This is a genomic window from Paenibacillus sp. CF095 (genome assembly GCF_900101225.1).
Classification (GTDB): Bacteria; Bacillota; Bacilli; order Paenibacillales; family Paenibacillaceae; genus Paenibacillus.
Genome location: NZ_FMZN01000001.1, coordinates 4,218,096 through 4,234,425, shown reverse-complemented (window position 1 = coordinate 4,234,425; position 16,330 = coordinate 4,218,096). Strand labels below are relative to the sequence as shown.

Here is a 16,330-nt window from a genome sequence, read left to right as displayed (position 1 = left end):
AATATGCAAACGCTTACTAAAAGGTTTTAGGGGAGGAAATAACAATGCAAAAGCTCAATAAACGATGGACGACTTGGCTCTGCATTCTTTTGACCGTTTCCATGCTTGCCGGGTGCAGTGGATCGGGAGAAGCCACTAATCCAGGTATAGGGGAATCTGGGGGAGATGAGACGCTGAATATCAAGATTTTTGCAGGCTTATACAATGAGATTCCTGATATGGACAATGAATACTGGACCGAATGGGAGAAACGAACGAATGCCAAGTTGGATATCGAATGGGTACCCTCTGGAGATCTGGATACGAAGCTGGATCTGCTGCTCGCGTCGGGTGACCTGCCCGAAGTGGTAGCCTACCAGAATCAGATTCGTCCAACTCTGATTACTGCCATTCAAAATGGTGCGTTCTGGGATTTGACGCCGTTCCTTGGAGACCTCAGCGAATATCCGAATCTGAAGGAGAATCTTGCACCCGATGCCCTGAAGTATCTGACAGTCGATGGAGGAATCTATGCGGTGCCGCGTTCCCGCTCTCGTATTGATGGAGGGCTGAAGATTCGGGAGGACTGGCTGAAGAAGCTGAACCTGCCGATTCCCAAGACATTCGAAGAGTATAGGGAAGTCTTGAAAAAGATTGTAGATAGTGACATGGATGGCAACGGGAATAAGGATACCGTCGGCTTATTGTTCATCAACAATCCACCAGCAATGTTCCAGGCGGGATTCGGAGCTTATAATCCCACCTATGATAATGACGGCGGGTTGATGAGCCCCGGCTTAACATCTCAGTATATCGAGATGATTGAGTGGTTCCGTGAATTGTATGCGGATGGATTGTTATCGAAAGAGTATGCCGTCATGAAAGAAAGCCAGGCTGAGGAACTCTTCAAGACCAATCGGGCCGCTTCCTATGGACGTCCAATCTGGTGGGATCACGAATGGGAGCAGGCCATGAAGAAATCAGGCCAACCGGATGCGAAGATTCTGAATCTGTCCCTGACAGGTCCTCATGGAGATGCAGCAGTCGGGCTGGAAACCGGCGTAGCTGGTGGATTTTATATTTCGAAAAAGGTGCCGGAAGAAAAGGTGAAGCAGCTTCTGAAGTATTTTGACATGACGGCTTCTCAGGAGATGACAGATTTCTCTTACTATGGAATTGAAGGTGTTCATTATACGGAACAGGACGGTCAGAAGGTTCTGACGGAACAGGGAGTTAAGGAAGTGAATACGACCAGCAAAGGGGCGGGAGTGCTCGCTTACGCCAAATGGGGCAAGGTGATCAGTGCTTCTGGTGACAAGGCTTATAATGATGCCAAAATCAAGGAAGTCGAGAACTTTGATGAGATAGGCAAGATTGATTTCTATCGAGTCATCACTTCAGAAGCATGGAGAGAAACGTGGCCTAAATACGCAGACGAATACAGTTCCATGCTAACCCGGACGATTGTCGGTCAAACCAGTGTGGAACAACTCAGAGCCTATGTAGACAAATTGAATAATCAGCCTGACATCAAGCAGGCGTACCAGGAAATGGCCAAAGCGTACGATCAATTCAATCAACCTACAATAACGGAATAGAGGAGAAACGATGAAGAGCCCAATAACCGAGCAGGAACATCGTCCATGGTGGCAGCAGCCGCTAAGCATCATCCAGCCCAATATGCAGGTCAAGGATACGGCAAAGATTAATCCCGAAAAACTTGCGGATCAGATCATGGAGATGGGCGCCAATGCGATGGTGTTCAATACCGGTGGGATCTATGCCTGGTATTCATCCCAAGTGAATTTTCATGTGCATAATGGCTATTTGTCCCGAGACAGTGATCTGCTGCGGGAGTTGATCGACAGTTGTCATCAGCGGGGAATTCGATTTATCGCCCGCTTTGATTTCAGCAAGGCAGAGGACTCCGTCTATCTGCAGCGGCCCCAATGGTTTGCACGTAAGGAAGGAGGGCAACCGGATATTATTGGGGCTACACGCCCGGGTCATTGGCCGCTTCTCATGTCGACCTGCATTAACGGGGGTTATCGGAACGAGGAATTGGCTGTTCCAGTCATTCGGGAGGCGCTGGAACGTTATGAGATCGACGGTGTTTTCTTTAACGCCCCCGGATATGTCTTCTGCCAATGCTCCAAATGTCAGGAGAAATATAGAGGTCTATATGGTGCGGATCTGCCTGGAACGTCTGCCGAGCTCGAGCCCGATTTTGCTGCACGTTGCTTCGATGATAATCTGGGACGGATGTATCAGGAGATTAAGACTGTCCGACCTGAAGTACCAATGATTCTGTACTATAATCTGCACCGGGATCATCTGGAGAAGAGGGTTTCCATTACGGATATGCTCTGCACGGAGCCACAGGATGTCCTGTCACTGGGACATACACGTATACCGGAATTTTGGCAGCCGGCGCTTAGTATCAAAGTGGGGCGCTCCGTTCCTGGACGTCCAGATCCCTTCGGCATCATTCATTCCTGTCCGGGGATGGACTGGCGCCACACGGGGCTTCCACCAGCCGAGTACCGGTTCTGGCTCTCGCAGATCCCGGCCAATGGAGGCCAACTCTGGCACTCCCTGACCGGAATTCCGGATACAATTACGGATAAGCGAATCTTGCGTACAGTGAGGGAAGTCAACACGGATGCGGCAAAACTTGCTTCATATATGGACGGTGCACAGCCGGTATGTCAGGTAGCATTACTGTGGAATGCAGACCGTTCTGCAGAAGGTCTGGCTGAAGCGCTGATTCATAAGCAAATTCCGTTTGATGTGATTCTGCCGGAACAGTTGGCAAGCGTGGATTTGCATCGGTACCAGGTCATTCTTTTGCCTGAAGGATGCACGTATCCGCCTGATTTTGCAAAAACGTTACATGAATATGTGAGTCAAGGAGGCAGTGTGTTTGCAGAAGGGCAGTTGCCCGTGGAAGAAAAGCAGAGCAAGTCCCTTATGGCTGATCTGTTCGGTATTACCGGGGAAATGCAGGAGAGTGAGTATTTATTCGCTTCTTATTTGCGCTTCGAATCTTCGGCACTTGTAGGCATAGACACACCTAAGGGCACGAACCCATTGCAGCGTGAATTGGAAGAGACCGAACTTATCCCCCATCGCGGCAAGGTAATGTACTGCCAACCGATTGATACAGACGTACAGGTATTGGCAACATTGGTGCCTCCATTTTCTCCTTTGGAAAGTGTCGGCGCACCTCCTGAACGTGCTTCACTGGCTGTGAAGCAGACGGATCTGCCGCTGGCACTGCTTCGTACACTTGGAGGAGGGAAGGCGTGTTATTTACCTTTTTCGCTTAGCAGTCTAATCCAGGAATTTAAGCTGGAGGAACATTTCAGACTCTTTGCTAACGCCGTAGACCTTCTGCTGGATGGAAAGGCAACGGTATCTGTGACAGCAATTCCGGGACTACAATTAACGGTTTTTCGCAAAGACGACGAGCTGCTTATTCATCTGGTCAACGGAGCAGGACGCAGACCATTGTCTTCCGTCCTTCCGCTCCAGGATATTGAGATTACGGTGGGCTCTGGTGAGGGGAGTCCTGCAGGAGAAGCGGAAGCCTTAATTACCGAAAATCTTCTGAAAACGCAATGGGTTGAAGGTGAATTGAAAATAAACGTTCCCCGACTTGATGTTTGGGAGTGTATCCGCATACCGCTCTTGATATAATGAACCCTAATAGTTGAGGGTAATGAGCATAAGGCAGCACACGGGGGGGGAATCCATGAGACGTATCATGCATACCGTCCAATCCATATTGGATCGCTGGTTCGCAACGAATGGGTATTTGAAAAGGCTGATCTGGCTGGGCTGCATGTCGGTGGTCATTCCGGTGGTGCTTGCCGGAAGTGCTTATTATCATTTTTCTATGATCAAGTTGACCGGTCAGTTTCAGGATAACAACATGGCCTCTCTTAATTTGCTCAAAGACCGGGTCGAGAACATTCTGTCCAATATTGAGCATGAATCGATGCAGCTCGCCAGTGGTCCCCTGATGCGTAATGCACTGGGGAATGCCAATTATGAGAGCGATTACTTTCTGCATCTGGATCTGCTGGAGATGTTTCAACTTCACAAAAACACCAATAATCTTATTGAAGAAATGATCTATTTTGACGGCAAAACGGATATGGTTTTATCCCATTATTATGGATTGGTCCCGTTGGTAGATTACCGAGAGAAGCAGGATATGAAGGTCGCGCTTGAAGGAAGCCAAGGGGCAGGATGGATGTATCTGCCAGGGTCCGGAGAGGCGGGTTATATCTCCTATGTCAGACAACTGCCGATCATGGGTCAGGGGCCACCCAGTGGGGTGATCATTCTGCAGATGAAAGAACAGGCATTGCGAAGTCTGCTACGAAGTTATTCCGTTAGTCTGGAAGATCAGTCCCTGGCGATCTTGAATTCAGATCAGCGAATTATTTTGCATACAGACGGACCCAAGGCGATTGGTACAGCGGCGTCTGATGATGCCATATTACAGCAGATTGCGTATCTGGAGGGGAGGGAAAGGTCAGCGCATGACGTACTGAAGGGAGAGCAGGGTAACGAACTTGTGGCTTATGTGGGGGCATCAATGGGAAGAACCTATGTGTCCCAGTTGCCGGAGCGGGAGATGATTGCCCAGTTGAACTGGATTCGCGTATTAATCCTGATCTGTGTGTCGATCTTTGTGTTCGTTGGATTACTGCTTACCTGGTTCAGCTCACGGCTGGCCTATAATCCAATTCAACAGTTGCTGCGTTACGGAGAACATCTGCGCAGAAATGGGCAGGAGTCAACTCCCCAAGGGAACGAAATTGAATATATCAGGTCTTCACTTAGTTATCTCAACGACCAGACGGAGAAGCTTAATCGTTATATTGAGGGCATACAACCTGATTTGCGTGATCGTTTCTTTCAGAAGCTCTTGCAATTCAGCGGTTCATGGAGAGGCACTCCGTTTGCTGAGGAATGCGCCAGACATGATGTTTCAACCGAAGGACAGTACATTGTGCTGGTGGTGAAAGTAGAGAATCTGGTGAAGAAGAAACGTTTTTTACCAAGTGAAGGTCCTGTCATTGTTTTCGCTTTGAAAAATGTAATGGATGAACTGCTCAGTCAGAATGATGATCTTAAAGGATACGTGGTGGATAAAAATGATAGTGACTCGGTAGCGATATTACACTTTGATGCAGAGATGTCTTCTGTTGATATAAGGCAGAGGGTATGTCGCTATGCAGAGGATATTCATGATGCTCTGAATCAGTACCTCTCCTTCTCTGGTACGGTTGGTGTGGGCCGTTCAGTTCAACTTGAAACTGTAGCAGAGTCGTTCAGGGAAGCACAGCTTGCGCTGCAATACCGATTGTTTGACGATGCGGAGAATGTCCTGTTTTACGAAGATATTGTAGCGATCGAGCGAAATCAAGTGTTTATGTATCCACGAGAGATGGAGACGGAGATGATGGAGTCATTATGGAATGGCACCCTTTCCGAAGCTGAAGATGTACTTCACAGGTTTTCCAAAAGGGTCCGTGGTTCCGAATCGTATACAATCATGATCCAGGGCTACCACATGCTGTTGTCGGCCATTATTCAATATATGGAAACCAAAGGGCCAGGCATGCTTGAACGTCTTGGTGGCAACTTGTTCGATCAGTTGCAGGAAAATCAGACGTCACGAGAGATGCATGATTGGTTTATTGGTGTGTTGTTTCCGCTATGCATAGAGATCAGTCAAGACCTCCGTACACATTCATCCCGTCATATTGTGCAGCGTGTATGCGAGCACCTTAACTTTCAACCTGAAGGTGTCCAATCCCTCTCGGATTGTGCGGAACTCGTGAACGTCAGCCCCTCCTATCTGAGCAGGCTTTTCAAGAAGGAGATGGGAGTATCCTTTATCGAATATCTGATGAATATGAAAGTGCAAAAAGCAAAGCAATTGCTAAAGGACACCGATTGTACCATTACAGAAATTGCTGAAAAGGTAGGCTATTCTGAACGTAATTTGAACCGTGCGTTTCAACGTTTCGTTCATATGTCCCCGAACCAATACCGCATGTCGGTTCGCTAGATTTGGAGACAAAAGATAGACGGCGGGGTACGAAAGCTTTAACATACAGATATAGCTATCGATCTCAGAACAAGCACCCCACAAAACTTAGAGAAATAGGGAGGAAACCTGCGATGACAATAACGACTAAGGTACCTGGAGAGACTAAGGTTGGCTTTATTGGTACAGGCGTGATGGGTAAAAGCATGGCTGGGCACATCCAGAGAGCAGGGTATCCGCTGCATGTGTACACGCGAACTGCTGCCAAAGCGGAAGCGTTGGTTAAAGAGGGTGCCGTATGGCATGACACACCAGGCAAACTGGCTGCCGCGTGTGATGTCATCATCACGATGGTGGGGTATCCGAAGGATGTGGAGGAGATTTATCTCGGTGAGGATGGGCTTGTAGCCAATGCGAAACCGGGTTCATATCTGATTGATATGACAACATCCAGTCCGTTACTGGCTGCACGAATCTTTGAAGCTGCGGAAGCCAAAGGACTGCATGCACTGGACGCACCTGTGTCGGGCGGTGATATCGGAGCGCAGAACGCGAAGCTGTCCATTATGGTTGGTGGTAGTTCGGAGGCCTTTGAAGCCGTGCGTCCGCTGTTTGAGCAGATGGGCAGCAACATTGTGCTGCAAGGCAAGGCGGGAGCCGGACAGCATACCAAAATGTGCAACCAAATTGCCATTGCCTCTGGCATGATGGGCGTATGCGAAGCACTAGCCTATGCCAAGACGTCTGGTCTGGACGCGGAGACCGTGCTGAAGAGCATTGCTACCGGTGCAGCCGGAAGCTGGTCACTCAGCAATCTCGGTCCGCGCATGATCGCAGGCGATTATGAGCCTGGATTCTATGTGAAACATTTTATCAAAGACATGGGAATTGCACTGGAGTCTGCAAAAGCGATGGGCATGAAAACACCTGGGTTGGCTCTGGCCGAATCTCTGTATCAGGAAATAGCGAATAATGGTCTGGAAGAGAAGGGTACACAGGTGCTCTACACCTATTATCTTCAGGCTTAACATCCAAGAGAACAGCAGCGTATTCTTTTTCTATTCAGGAAAGGGTTGCGCTGCTTTTTTTCAATTTTGCGGTTTGTTTATGCGTCTAAAGTCACGGAATTGGTTAAATGTTCATATGTACTTTGCGTTTTAGAGAGATTTTGATCGTTTTCCCTTTATTTTTACCCCGCTTTATCCGACATAAGTAATAGAAGTTTACATAATGAATATGTCAAAGGATGTTATTCCTCCTGTAATGGTCACCCGTAACCCACACTATAATAGAACGGAGCTTGCCCATGTTCAAGAAAATCCTGTCTCTGTTCAAGACACAACCAGAGCTTGCGAACCAGATTACAGCCTCCGCTTCAGCGTTACCATCAACGACAACCATTCCCCCGCGTATGGTCCGTAGTAAGCGCAAGAAAAAAGCGGAAGGGGATTGGACACGCCAGCCGGAGGAGCCTAGCACAGCAGATCAGCTGATAGGTCTTCCAAGTCAATATAAAGTGCTGAACGACCTGCTCGTTACCAATCCGAAGTCACGCTCCGGTTATTCGCAGATTGATCATGTCGTGATCGGTCCTCGGGCAATCTTTGTGATCGAAACCCGAAATCTGACGACAGGTGAGATTCGCGGCGGACGAAGAGAGGCCAATTGGTCGGTCAGCAGCAGCCGGGTCAAAATGTACAATCCACTCATGCAGCATCGTGCCCATGTTGAAGCCATTCATGCACACCTCGGAGACTACAAAAGAGTACGTCTCGTCTCCATGGTGACCTTCACCAACCGTTGCCGCATCAGTGTTGATCCTGCTGTGAGGTATGTGAATTCGGATGAACTGATCATCTACGATCATGAATTGGTGGAAACGATTCAGCGCAAGACGGAACGACTTGAGACAGAGGTTCCCGAAACCGTATTTCAAGAGAAGGATATCCAGGCGATCTACGCTCTGTTATCATCGGTCAATTCCACGGATCCTCAGATTCGGTCAGAGCATATGGAGAAAGCTAAAGGAATCAAATAATTACGCTTCACGAACACTGTTGTCCATACGGGCGGCAGTGTTTTTGTGTTGCGGTGGTAGTTAATGCGCGCCTAGTAAAAGGCTTTAGACACAGGTATATCGTCGTATACAACCGATTTTTAACTTATGATAGAATGTAGACCATGTCCAATTGTGTGAATCAAGCATGTTATATGAAAGGATATTTTTGTAAGTAAGTGTTCAAGTCTTGGAGCAGAGGTTAATGGTTCTCAGGAATATACATACGATAGGGGAAGATTATACGATGAAATGGAATTATACGATAAAGACGTTCACAGTTATGCTCGGTTTGGCAGCGATTCTGACAGCTTGTGGTGGCGGAGCGAAAGAGACGTCATCGCCAGAGTCTGCTTCCGGTACAGAAGTTGCTTCGTCAGAGACAAGTAGCTCAAATGCGACCGTAACGGAAACCGCAGCAACCGGTTCGAATGGGAGTGAGGAGACAGGTTCAACTACAGAAGAATCTTCTTCAGCCGACGACGGCAAGATTGGAAAGGACTCCACATTGGAAGAGTTGAAGCAGCAGTATGCCGATAAGCTCGGTTATATCCGTATCCCGCTTACGGATCATCCAGTGCGTCGGGTCAGTGAGGCGGGTTCCAAAAATATTAATGTAGCCAATTATAGCGATGCCGTTGTGGACATGAATGCAGAGGTTCCCATTCATTCCGATTCGCAGCGGTTAATTGATGATGCTTTTCCTTTTTTTACAACCGTACAAGCACCTGATGAATCTTATGTAACTTGGGAAGAAGCAACCAATCTGGAGCGTGCCATGGTGAAAACACTGTTTATCGCCCGTGAAGGTCTGCTGATCACCGAAGATGCGATGAAAAATAAGGATTATAGCAGTACATCGTTCCAGGATTCCAAGGATTTCTTCAGGGTGACAGCGAAATTTGAATCCATGGCACCTGTTGCACAACATCCGCGTGACATCACGTTGAGTACGCTATACGACAAGGCCCGCACGTCGTGGGGCAAGCTTGCTGCGATGGACCCGGAGCAGGATGTAGCGGCGTTTGCCGAGATGTATAAGACGACGAGAACCGATGCCAATAATGCCATGGGGTTGCTTAATGTTCTGTTGTCTACGAATGAGGAAGAACGGATCAAAGAGATTTACGGGGAATAAAAATGCCGTGATTCAGAGTTAATCTGGATCATCCCGGTAACATGTCTGGATCACATGCCTTCAAACTCTGACTACCGATTGAAGCGGGGTCAGGGTTTTTCTGGTTTTTTCCAATAGGTGTATGATATGTTTTTAGGAGTAAGACATGTACGGAATATAGGTGAGGTGTGTGAAATATGTGGTGGATGAACTTTTGTAAACGCTTTAAATTCAAAACGAAGCTAATCTTGTTTTTATCTACCGCAACGGTCTTAATCTCCGGAATCACAGGATTGATCACCTATCGCATTCATATCGACCTGTTCAATGAAGAGGTCAGTCGCCAGTATAGTCTTACCGCAGAGCAGATTCTTGCACGTCTGGATTCCAGGGTACACGACATGTATAAAGTCACCGATTATATCACACTGAATCCCTCCGTAAAAAATGCCATCAAAGCACAGACCTCCGGCATCTCGTCCTATGATCAGATGAAGCTGGAAGATGAACTGGATGATCAGTTGTATCAGGTAAGGCTGGATGCACCGGAGATCATGGGGCTCCGCATATATGACCTGAAGGAAAACATATTTAATCTCGGCGCCTTTGCTGGCTCATTTCAACAGATGGATCCTTCCTATCTGGCAGAGATGGTTCATAGACTGGAAGGAACGGGCGGCGAATATGGTTGGAATCGTTTGGGGCCGGATGCCTTCTTGCAGGAGGAACAATCCAATTGGATTTTGGCGGGACGATTAATGCGGTCTGTTGATCTGGAGACCTATGGCGTAATGCTAATACTGTTTAACACCTCGTTGTTCGAATCGTATCTCAAAGATCTTCGGCTGAACGAGGAAGTTGCTGTCTACTTGTTTGACGCAGATGGTGAGCTTCTTTATGCATTTCATAATCAGGATGCGGATCCACCACCACTTACCGAGCTAAGCCTAGGGGCGACTGAGATCAGGGACGAGCAGGGAACAACCCAATTGTATACGAAGCAAACGTCAGACAAAGCGGGCTTCACCCTGGTCAGCAAAGTCTCACTCGCTCAGATTCAGAACAAGGGAAAGATCATTGTAAAAGTTGCTGTGTTCTCTGCGGTAGCCAGCATATTATGCTCGTGGTTCATCATTACCGTAATTAGCGGCAGACTGTTGCGTCCACTTGCGAGTCTAGTCAACGCGATGAAAAGAGTGCGTGATGGACAGTTCGATACACGGGTACGGATCGAGACACGGGATGAGCTCGGTTTCATCGGTGAACGATTCAATGCAATGGCTTCCCGGATTGATACGCTTATACATGAAGTGTACGAGCGGGAACTCAGTGAAAAAGAAGCTGAACTCAAAGCTATTCAGGCCCAGCTGAATCCCCATTTTCTGTATAACACCTTGAGCATGTTTTTCTGGAAGTTCTATATGCTTGGTGATGAGAAATCGGCTCGCCTGGTCACTGCCTTGTCCGAGATGCTGCAGTATACGCTGGAACCCGTGCAGCAACTGACGACCGTGCAGGATGAGATGAAGCAAATTGATCATTACCTGCAGATTCAGCAGGCCCGGTATCAGGAAGCTTTGTCAATTGAAATTGCCGTTTCTGCTGAATTGCTTCGCTGTCAGGTGATCCGACTGTTGCTTCAGCCCATCGTGGAGAATGTTTTTGTTCATGCCTTCTCGGACAAAAGGAGCAACCGCCATCTGGAGATTCGTGGCTCGCGGCAAAACGGGCATGAAGGAGAGCCGGATCTGCTCATCATTGAAATTTCAGATAACGGCTGCGGCATGCATGCATCGGTCATTGAACGCATTATGACGCCAGTGGCACATGCAGATGAGGAACGTCAGCACATTGGCATGCGGAGTGTACTTCGAAGAATTGAGTTGATATACGGTGAACCCTACGGTGTACAGATCGAGTCGATTGTGGGAGAGGGAACGCTAGTACGTCTTCGTTTGCCTTATCAGATCGGTGAGGACTCATGCCGGGAAATTCAGGTGACTGAGAGGAGTAGGTTCTGTTGAATGGACGTATGCTCGTAGTGGATGATGAAGCATTATTTCGTCAGGGTCTGATTCATCTGGTTCGTAATAACCCCCTCGGGTGGGAGGTCGTTGGGGAAGCGGCCGATGGAGAAGAAGCGATACAGGCTGTACACAGCTGCACACCTGATCTGATCATTACGGACATCAACATGCCTGTGATGGATGGTCTAGATATGGCCGAACGCATACACGAGAGTGGACTGGACATTATGATTATCATTTTGACAGGTTATCGTGAGTTCGAATATGCACAGCGTGCCATCCGGTATGGGGCAATTGAATTTTTGTTAAAGCCGTTCTCGCTTGATGAAGCATGTCAGGTGTTACAAAAGGCACATGAACGATATCGCCGAAAACAGTCCGACATTCGGATCAGGGAACAATACAGCCAGGTGGACCGTACCGAGAGACTGCGAGAGGAACTGACTTCGTTGCTGCTCCACCATCAATTCGGATCGATAATGAATCGGATAGAGATGTTGCTAGAAGAAGCGTCCGGGATGAGCTTGTCACAAGGCAAAGCGGAGATTCATATGCTTATGAAGGTCATGACGGACTTACTGGTACAACAGCTTCAGCCTCAGGAATCCGGTGGTATGGACCCCACTTCCCCAGATCCACTGCTCTGGATTCATACCATACCTGAAGTCATCGCTTGGGCGAGATGCAAGAGCGAAGAGTGGCTGGATATGCTGATGCGGCTAACTCAGGAACAGCAGGATCATGTCGTTACACGAGTTATACAGTATATTGAAATGAACTATTCCAGCACATGCACGTTGCAGGCCGTGGCTGCCCATGTTCATGTGACACCCAACTACTTGAGCCATTTGTTCAAAAAAGAGACAGGACAAGGCTTTAGCCAATATGTCAGCAAGCGCCGAATTGATAAGGCGAAACTGCTGCTGCATAGCACTCGGCAGAGTATGGCAGATATCGCGGAACTGACCGGGTTCGATAACTCCAGTTATTTTACAACCGTATTCAAACAGATGACGGGGGTATCGCCCCGCGAATATCGCAAGCAAGTAGCCAAGTGAAGTGCCCGGTAGCAATCCTCCTTGAACTGCTGCAGGGTCACAATTAAAGAAGCCTTCTCTTAATATCTGTTCGTTTCCAAGGTCAACCCCACCATGTGGGGTTATTTTTGCGTAGAAAATTATAAAAGGATCGTTAAATAACAAATGTTTACGCTTACATTTTTATCTAAAATACAACTATAGTACATCAACAGCAGAGAGGAGTGATGGATGTGAAGGGGGAACTGACCGCAGGTCCGCCGTCTGGATTACAACCGCCGGACAGTGAAATGAAGCATCGGATTCGGCAGCAGCGGCTTCGACGATTCAAGATGAATATTCCGTTAATCTTGATGTTTGTTCCGGTGATTATGTTCTACCTTACCTTTCGTTATGCACCCATCGGAGGGCTGGTCATGGCCTTCAAGGACTACAACTTCTATGATGGGCTGTGGAACAGTCCATGGGTGGGCTTTCAGCATTTTCAGACGCTGTTCAGTGATCCGCGCACGGTGGAGATTATTCGCAACACCTTGTTCCTCAGTCTGTTAAGCATCATTATCGGGTTTCCTATTCCGATCATTCTGGCCATTATGCTGAATGAAGTGCGAAACATGGCCTTTAAGCGAACGGTGCAGACGGTGGTCTATATGCCACACTTCTTTTCCTGGGTCATCATTGCGATGATGATCATGACGGTTTTCTCTTTGGAAAATGGGATCGTCAACCGCTGGGTCGAGGCCTGGACGGGAGCACCTTATCCGTTCATGTACAACAAGGGTTCGTGGGTTGCGGTGTTTGTTGGCTCAGGGATCTGGAAGGACATGGGCTTCAATGCCATCATTTTTCTCGCGGCACTAACGACCATTGATCCGAGCCAATACGAGGCTGCACAGATGGATGGGGCCAGTAAAATGCGCCAGATCTGGCATGTCACCCTTCCGGGTATACGCTCCACCATTATTCTTCTGCTGATTCTTTCGATGGGGCGGGTGATGGAGGTCGGATTCGACCAGGTGTATATGCTTCAGAATTCCAATGTCAATGAGATAGCGGATGTAATCAGTACCTATATCTACCGCACCGGTCTTCAGGGAGCACAGTTCAGCCTGACAACGGCGATGGGATTGTTCGAATCACTGGTTGCATTTATCCTCATTTTCAGTGCAAATTATATCGCGCGTCGATTTAACGAAGGTTTGTGGTAGGGAGGGAGAACAGCATGAGAAAAACCAAAGGAGAAAAAGTCTTTTATCTAATCAATTATGTATTGTTGTCATTGGTTGCCGTCAGCTGTATCCTGCCCTTACTGAACATTGTTGCCTTGTCATTTAGTGATGCGAGAGCGGTTGTTTCAGGTCAAGTGGGGTTATGGCCCGTCGATTTCACCTGGTTCTCCTATCACAGCCTAATTACGGGAACGCCGATTCTAAATGCATTCTGGAACAGTGTGGAGATCACATTGATCGGTACAGGGCTCAGCATGGCGGTGACGATTATGGCGGCATATCCGCTGTCACGTAGACATTTTTATCACCGGCGCTTCTTTACGATGGCGATGGTGTTCACGATGATTTTTAACGGTGGACTCATCCCGACTTATTTGGTCGTGCAAAATCTCGGTCTTGTGAACAGTTACGGCGCCCTTTGGCTACCGGGCCTGGTGAGCACTTACAACATGCTGATTATGCGATCTTATTTTGAAAATCTGCCGGGGGAAGTGGACGAGGCTGCGCGCATCGATGGTTGTGGTGAACTGGGGCTTTTGTTCCGAATCGTGTTGCCATTATCCAAACCTTTGCTGGCGACTATTGCTCTCTTTTACGGCGTGGGTTACTGGAATTCGTTCATGAGCGTGATGATTTATATCAATGATACGTCCAAATACAACATGACCGTGCTCGTCCAAAATATGATTATGTCCAATCTGAATGTACAGGATTTTACCGATCCAACGATGATATCGAATCTGACCCCGGAAGGCATCCGGGCAGCAGCTGTCATTGTGATGGTTATACCCATTTTGGCAGTGTATCCGTTCTTGCAGAAGTACTTCGTTAAAGGGGTCATGCTTGGATCAATTAAAGGTTAAAGCAGGCTGTGGGTTAACCCGCATAGGTTCATATTACAGGAGAGAAAGAGGGTCTTATCTATGGCGTTAACGATGAAGGCATGGATGAAGTCGGGTCTCGTTCTGGGCTTGATCGGTGGTTTGCTGGCGGGATGTACAGGAGGTAACGGTAGCGAACAGGCGGAAGGTGAAGGCAACAGGGGGAGCATCACGTCAACGATCTATGATCGGGGCGCGGTCCCAAGCGGCATGGGTACGATCGAAGATAATATGTGGTCCAAGTGGATTAACGAGAATGGCCCGGCAAATGTAAAATATACAGCAGTTCCCCGCTGGGAATCTCAGTCGAAACTTAACGTATTATTCGCTTCTGGCAGCGCACCAGATATCATTTTTGAATTCGGTACGCCGATCCGTAACACACTGTTTAATCAGAAACAGCTGATGCCGCTGGATGAGTTGATCGAGAACTCGAGTGTGGAATACAAAGCCTTGATGGAGAAATATCCCCAGCTCAAGAAGGCTGGCATCAAAAGCGATGGTAAGCTCTATGAAGTGGGACGTATGAACGAGGTGTTTCCACTAACGAGCTTTTTCATCCGGGAAGATTGGCTGGAAAAGTTGAATCTGGAGGTACCGACCAATGAGGAAGAGATGTTGGCGGTAGCCAAGGCCTTCACGGAGAATGATCCCGATGGAAACGGAGCTAATGATACATATGGCATCGGTGGATTTCAGTTCGGCGATACAGCGGGTCTGTTTCGCTATATGTACAACGCCAACTGGGTGAATGTGGAGGACGGAGAGATGGTAGTTGGTCCCAACAACATGAAAGAAGCCACGGCATTCAAACGTGCATTATATGAAGCAGGTGTGGTCGATAAGGACTTATTGACCGACAAGGACGGGGCCAAGGCGAAGCAGGATTTCCTGAATGGCAAAATCGGTATGTACGCGGCCATGACTTCGGATTATACCGGGTTTGCAGCGAAGGAACTGGATACACTGATGCAGAATGTTCCTGAGGCCAAATTAAAGGTCATCGCTCTGCCAACCACGTCCGTAGGACAGCACACGATGGTGTGGAATAACCCCGTTCAGATGACTGCAGCTGTGAATGCGCGAGCCAAAAATCCGGAAGCAGTTATGCAATATATCGATTTTCTTACCAAAACAGAGTCAGGGCGAACCTTCAAAAATGGATTTGAAAACACGCATTACACGCTGAACGATCAAGGCTGTCCGCGCATCTCTGATCAGGAGAAATACAAGCAGGAGATCAGCTGGGCAGGCGATTACGCCATGTTGTACAGCCGTCTGGAGGAAGGCAAATGCGGGTATACAGAAATGCTGTTCAGCGAAGAGATCCCGTCGCAGAAGGAAGGACTTCGACTATTCAAGGAAGCGCGTGAGGTATACATGACGGATCTTCCGGTAGGAGAGGGTGTTACCCATTCAGAACATATGCCGCAGCTACCCAAGGAGCTTCAGGTGAAGTTGACCAATGTGACAACAGCGATCAACGATATTTTTACCCGTTCCATCATTGGCGGAAGCAAATATACGGTCGAACAGGCAGCTACGGAAGCACAGCAGAAGTGGGAACAAGGCGGTGGCCCGGAGATTGAAGCATGGTACAAAGACTGGTGGAGCAAGGAAAAGGATAATGTACTAGTCTGGGACGATTTTTATGAAATCTATGAACAACAACAGGCTGATTTTGAAAAAGCAGAGTGAATTAAAGGATTCATATCATTTATAAAATTTATAATTTTGGTGTTGGTAGAAATAAGCGCTCTGATCCCCTGATCAGAGCCTTTTTATGTTTGGACTTCAAATAGGGGAATATTTGTCTGAAAAATGAAGTGAATAGAAAGTTCTCGCATCTCGCTTGAAACTATATCCAGAACGATGCGTATCATAAGGTATTAATTGTTTTTTAATGTAGAATATTGCCGTATTTCAGAGTATAGTTA

General features: G+C 47.8%; 11 protein-coding genes. All 11 read left to right on the top strand.

Going from position 1 to position 16,330, the window contains the following annotated elements:
- Window positions 1–44: 44 nt before the first annotated feature.
- The 11 genes from BLS69_RS18710 to BLS69_RS18660 all read left to right on the top strand — a co-directional run bounded on the left by BLS69_RS18710 (window position 45) and on the right by BLS69_RS18660 (window position 16,091).
- The gene (locus tag BLS69_RS18710) at window positions 45–1,577 is read left to right on the top strand and encodes an extracellular solute-binding protein (RefSeq protein ID WP_091034414.1); all 1,533 of its coding nucleotides are present in this window, start codon (window positions 45–47) and stop codon (window positions 1,575–1,577) included.
- Window positions 1,578–1,587: 10 nt separating this feature from the next.
- Window positions 1,588–3,678 carry an alpha-amylase family protein gene (locus tag BLS69_RS18705; RefSeq protein ID WP_091034411.1) on the top strand — a complete coding sequence of 697 codons (2,091 nt, stop codon included), beginning with the start codon at window positions 1,588–1,590 and terminating at the stop codon, window positions 3,676–3,678.
- A 55-nt stretch (window positions 3,679–3,733) separates the two neighbouring features.
- On the top strand, window positions 3,734–6,067 hold the full coding sequence (locus BLS69_RS18700) for a helix-turn-helix domain-containing protein (RefSeq protein WP_091034409.1): 2,334 nt from the start codon (window positions 3,734–3,736) through the stop codon (window positions 6,065–6,067).
- Window positions 6,068–6,180: 113 nt separating this feature from the next.
- On the top strand, window positions 6,181–7,074 hold the full coding sequence (locus BLS69_RS18695; protein WP_091034406.1) for an NAD(P)-dependent oxidoreductase: 894 nt from the start codon (window positions 6,181–6,183) through the stop codon (window positions 7,072–7,074).
- A gap of 278 nt (window positions 7,075–7,352) precedes the next feature.
- A complete protein-coding gene (locus tag BLS69_RS18690) occupies window positions 7,353–8,084 on the top strand; it encodes a nuclease-related domain-containing protein (protein ID WP_017690394.1) in 732 nt (243 codons plus the stop codon).
- Between the two features lie 265 nt (window positions 8,085–8,349).
- Entirely contained in the window at window positions 8,350–9,240 is an 891-nt protein-coding gene (locus BLS69_RS18685) for a hypothetical protein (protein ID WP_091034403.1), read from the top strand.
- 176 nt (window positions 9,241–9,416) lie between these two features.
- Entirely contained in the window at window positions 9,417–11,243 is a 1,827-nt protein-coding gene (locus tag BLS69_RS18680; protein WP_091034401.1) for a cache domain-containing sensor histidine kinase, read from the top strand.
- The gene (locus BLS69_RS18675) at window positions 11,240–12,304 is read left to right on the top strand and encodes a response regulator (protein ID WP_091034399.1); all 1,065 of its coding nucleotides are present in this window, start codon (window positions 11,240–11,242) and stop codon (window positions 12,302–12,304) included. Before BLS69_RS18680 ends, BLS69_RS18675 begins: the two co-directional genes overlap by 4 nt.
- Before the next feature lie 269 nt (window positions 12,305–12,573).
- Entirely contained in the window at window positions 12,574–13,491 is a 918-nt protein-coding gene (locus BLS69_RS18670; RefSeq protein ID WP_047844113.1) for an ABC transporter permease, read from the top strand.
- A 14-nt stretch (window positions 13,492–13,505) separates the two neighbouring features.
- Window positions 13,506–14,375, top strand: a complete 870-nt coding sequence (locus BLS69_RS18665; protein WP_036606256.1) for a carbohydrate ABC transporter permease — start codon at window positions 13,506–13,508, stop codon at window positions 14,373–14,375.
- Between the two features lie 60 nt (window positions 14,376–14,435).
- Window positions 14,436–16,091 carry an extracellular solute-binding protein gene (locus BLS69_RS18660; RefSeq protein ID WP_091034394.1) on the top strand — a complete coding sequence of 552 codons (1,656 nt, stop codon included), beginning with the start codon at window positions 14,436–14,438 and terminating at the stop codon, window positions 16,089–16,091.
- The last annotated feature ends 239 nt before the right edge of the window (window positions 16,092–16,330 follow it).

Bases quoted from the DNA above. Each gene is read 5' to 3' on its own strand.
- BLS69_RS18710 (WP_091034414.1), top strand. From the start codon at position 45: ATGCAAAAGCTCAATAAACGATGGACGACTTGGCTCTGCATTCTTTTG.
- BLS69_RS18705 (WP_091034411.1), top strand. From the start codon at position 1,588: ATGAAGAGCCCAATAACCGAGCAGGAACATCGTCCATGGTGGCAGCAG.
- BLS69_RS18700 (WP_091034409.1), top strand. From the start codon at position 3,734: ATGAGACGTATCATGCATACCGTCCAATCCATATTGGATCGCTGGTTC.
- BLS69_RS18695 (WP_091034406.1), top strand. From the start codon at position 6,181: ATGACAATAACGACTAAGGTACCTGGAGAGACTAAGGTTGGCTTTATT.
- BLS69_RS18690 (WP_017690394.1), top strand. From the start codon at position 7,353: ATGTTCAAGAAAATCCTGTCTCTGTTCAAGACACAACCAGAGCTTGCG.
- BLS69_RS18685 (WP_091034403.1), top strand. From the start codon at position 8,350: ATGAAATGGAATTATACGATAAAGACGTTCACAGTTATGCTCGGTTTG.
- BLS69_RS18680 (WP_091034401.1), top strand. From the start codon at position 9,417: ATGTGGTGGATGAACTTTTGTAAACGCTTTAAATTCAAAACGAAGCTA.
- BLS69_RS18670 (WP_047844113.1), top strand. From the start codon at position 12,574: ATGAAGCATCGGATTCGGCAGCAGCGGCTTCGACGATTCAAGATGAAT.
- BLS69_RS18665 (WP_036606256.1), top strand. From the start codon at position 13,506: ATGAGAAAAACCAAAGGAGAAAAAGTCTTTTATCTAATCAATTATGTA.
- BLS69_RS18660 (WP_091034394.1), top strand. From the start codon at position 14,436: ATGGCGTTAACGATGAAGGCATGGATGAAGTCGGGTCTCGTTCTGGGC.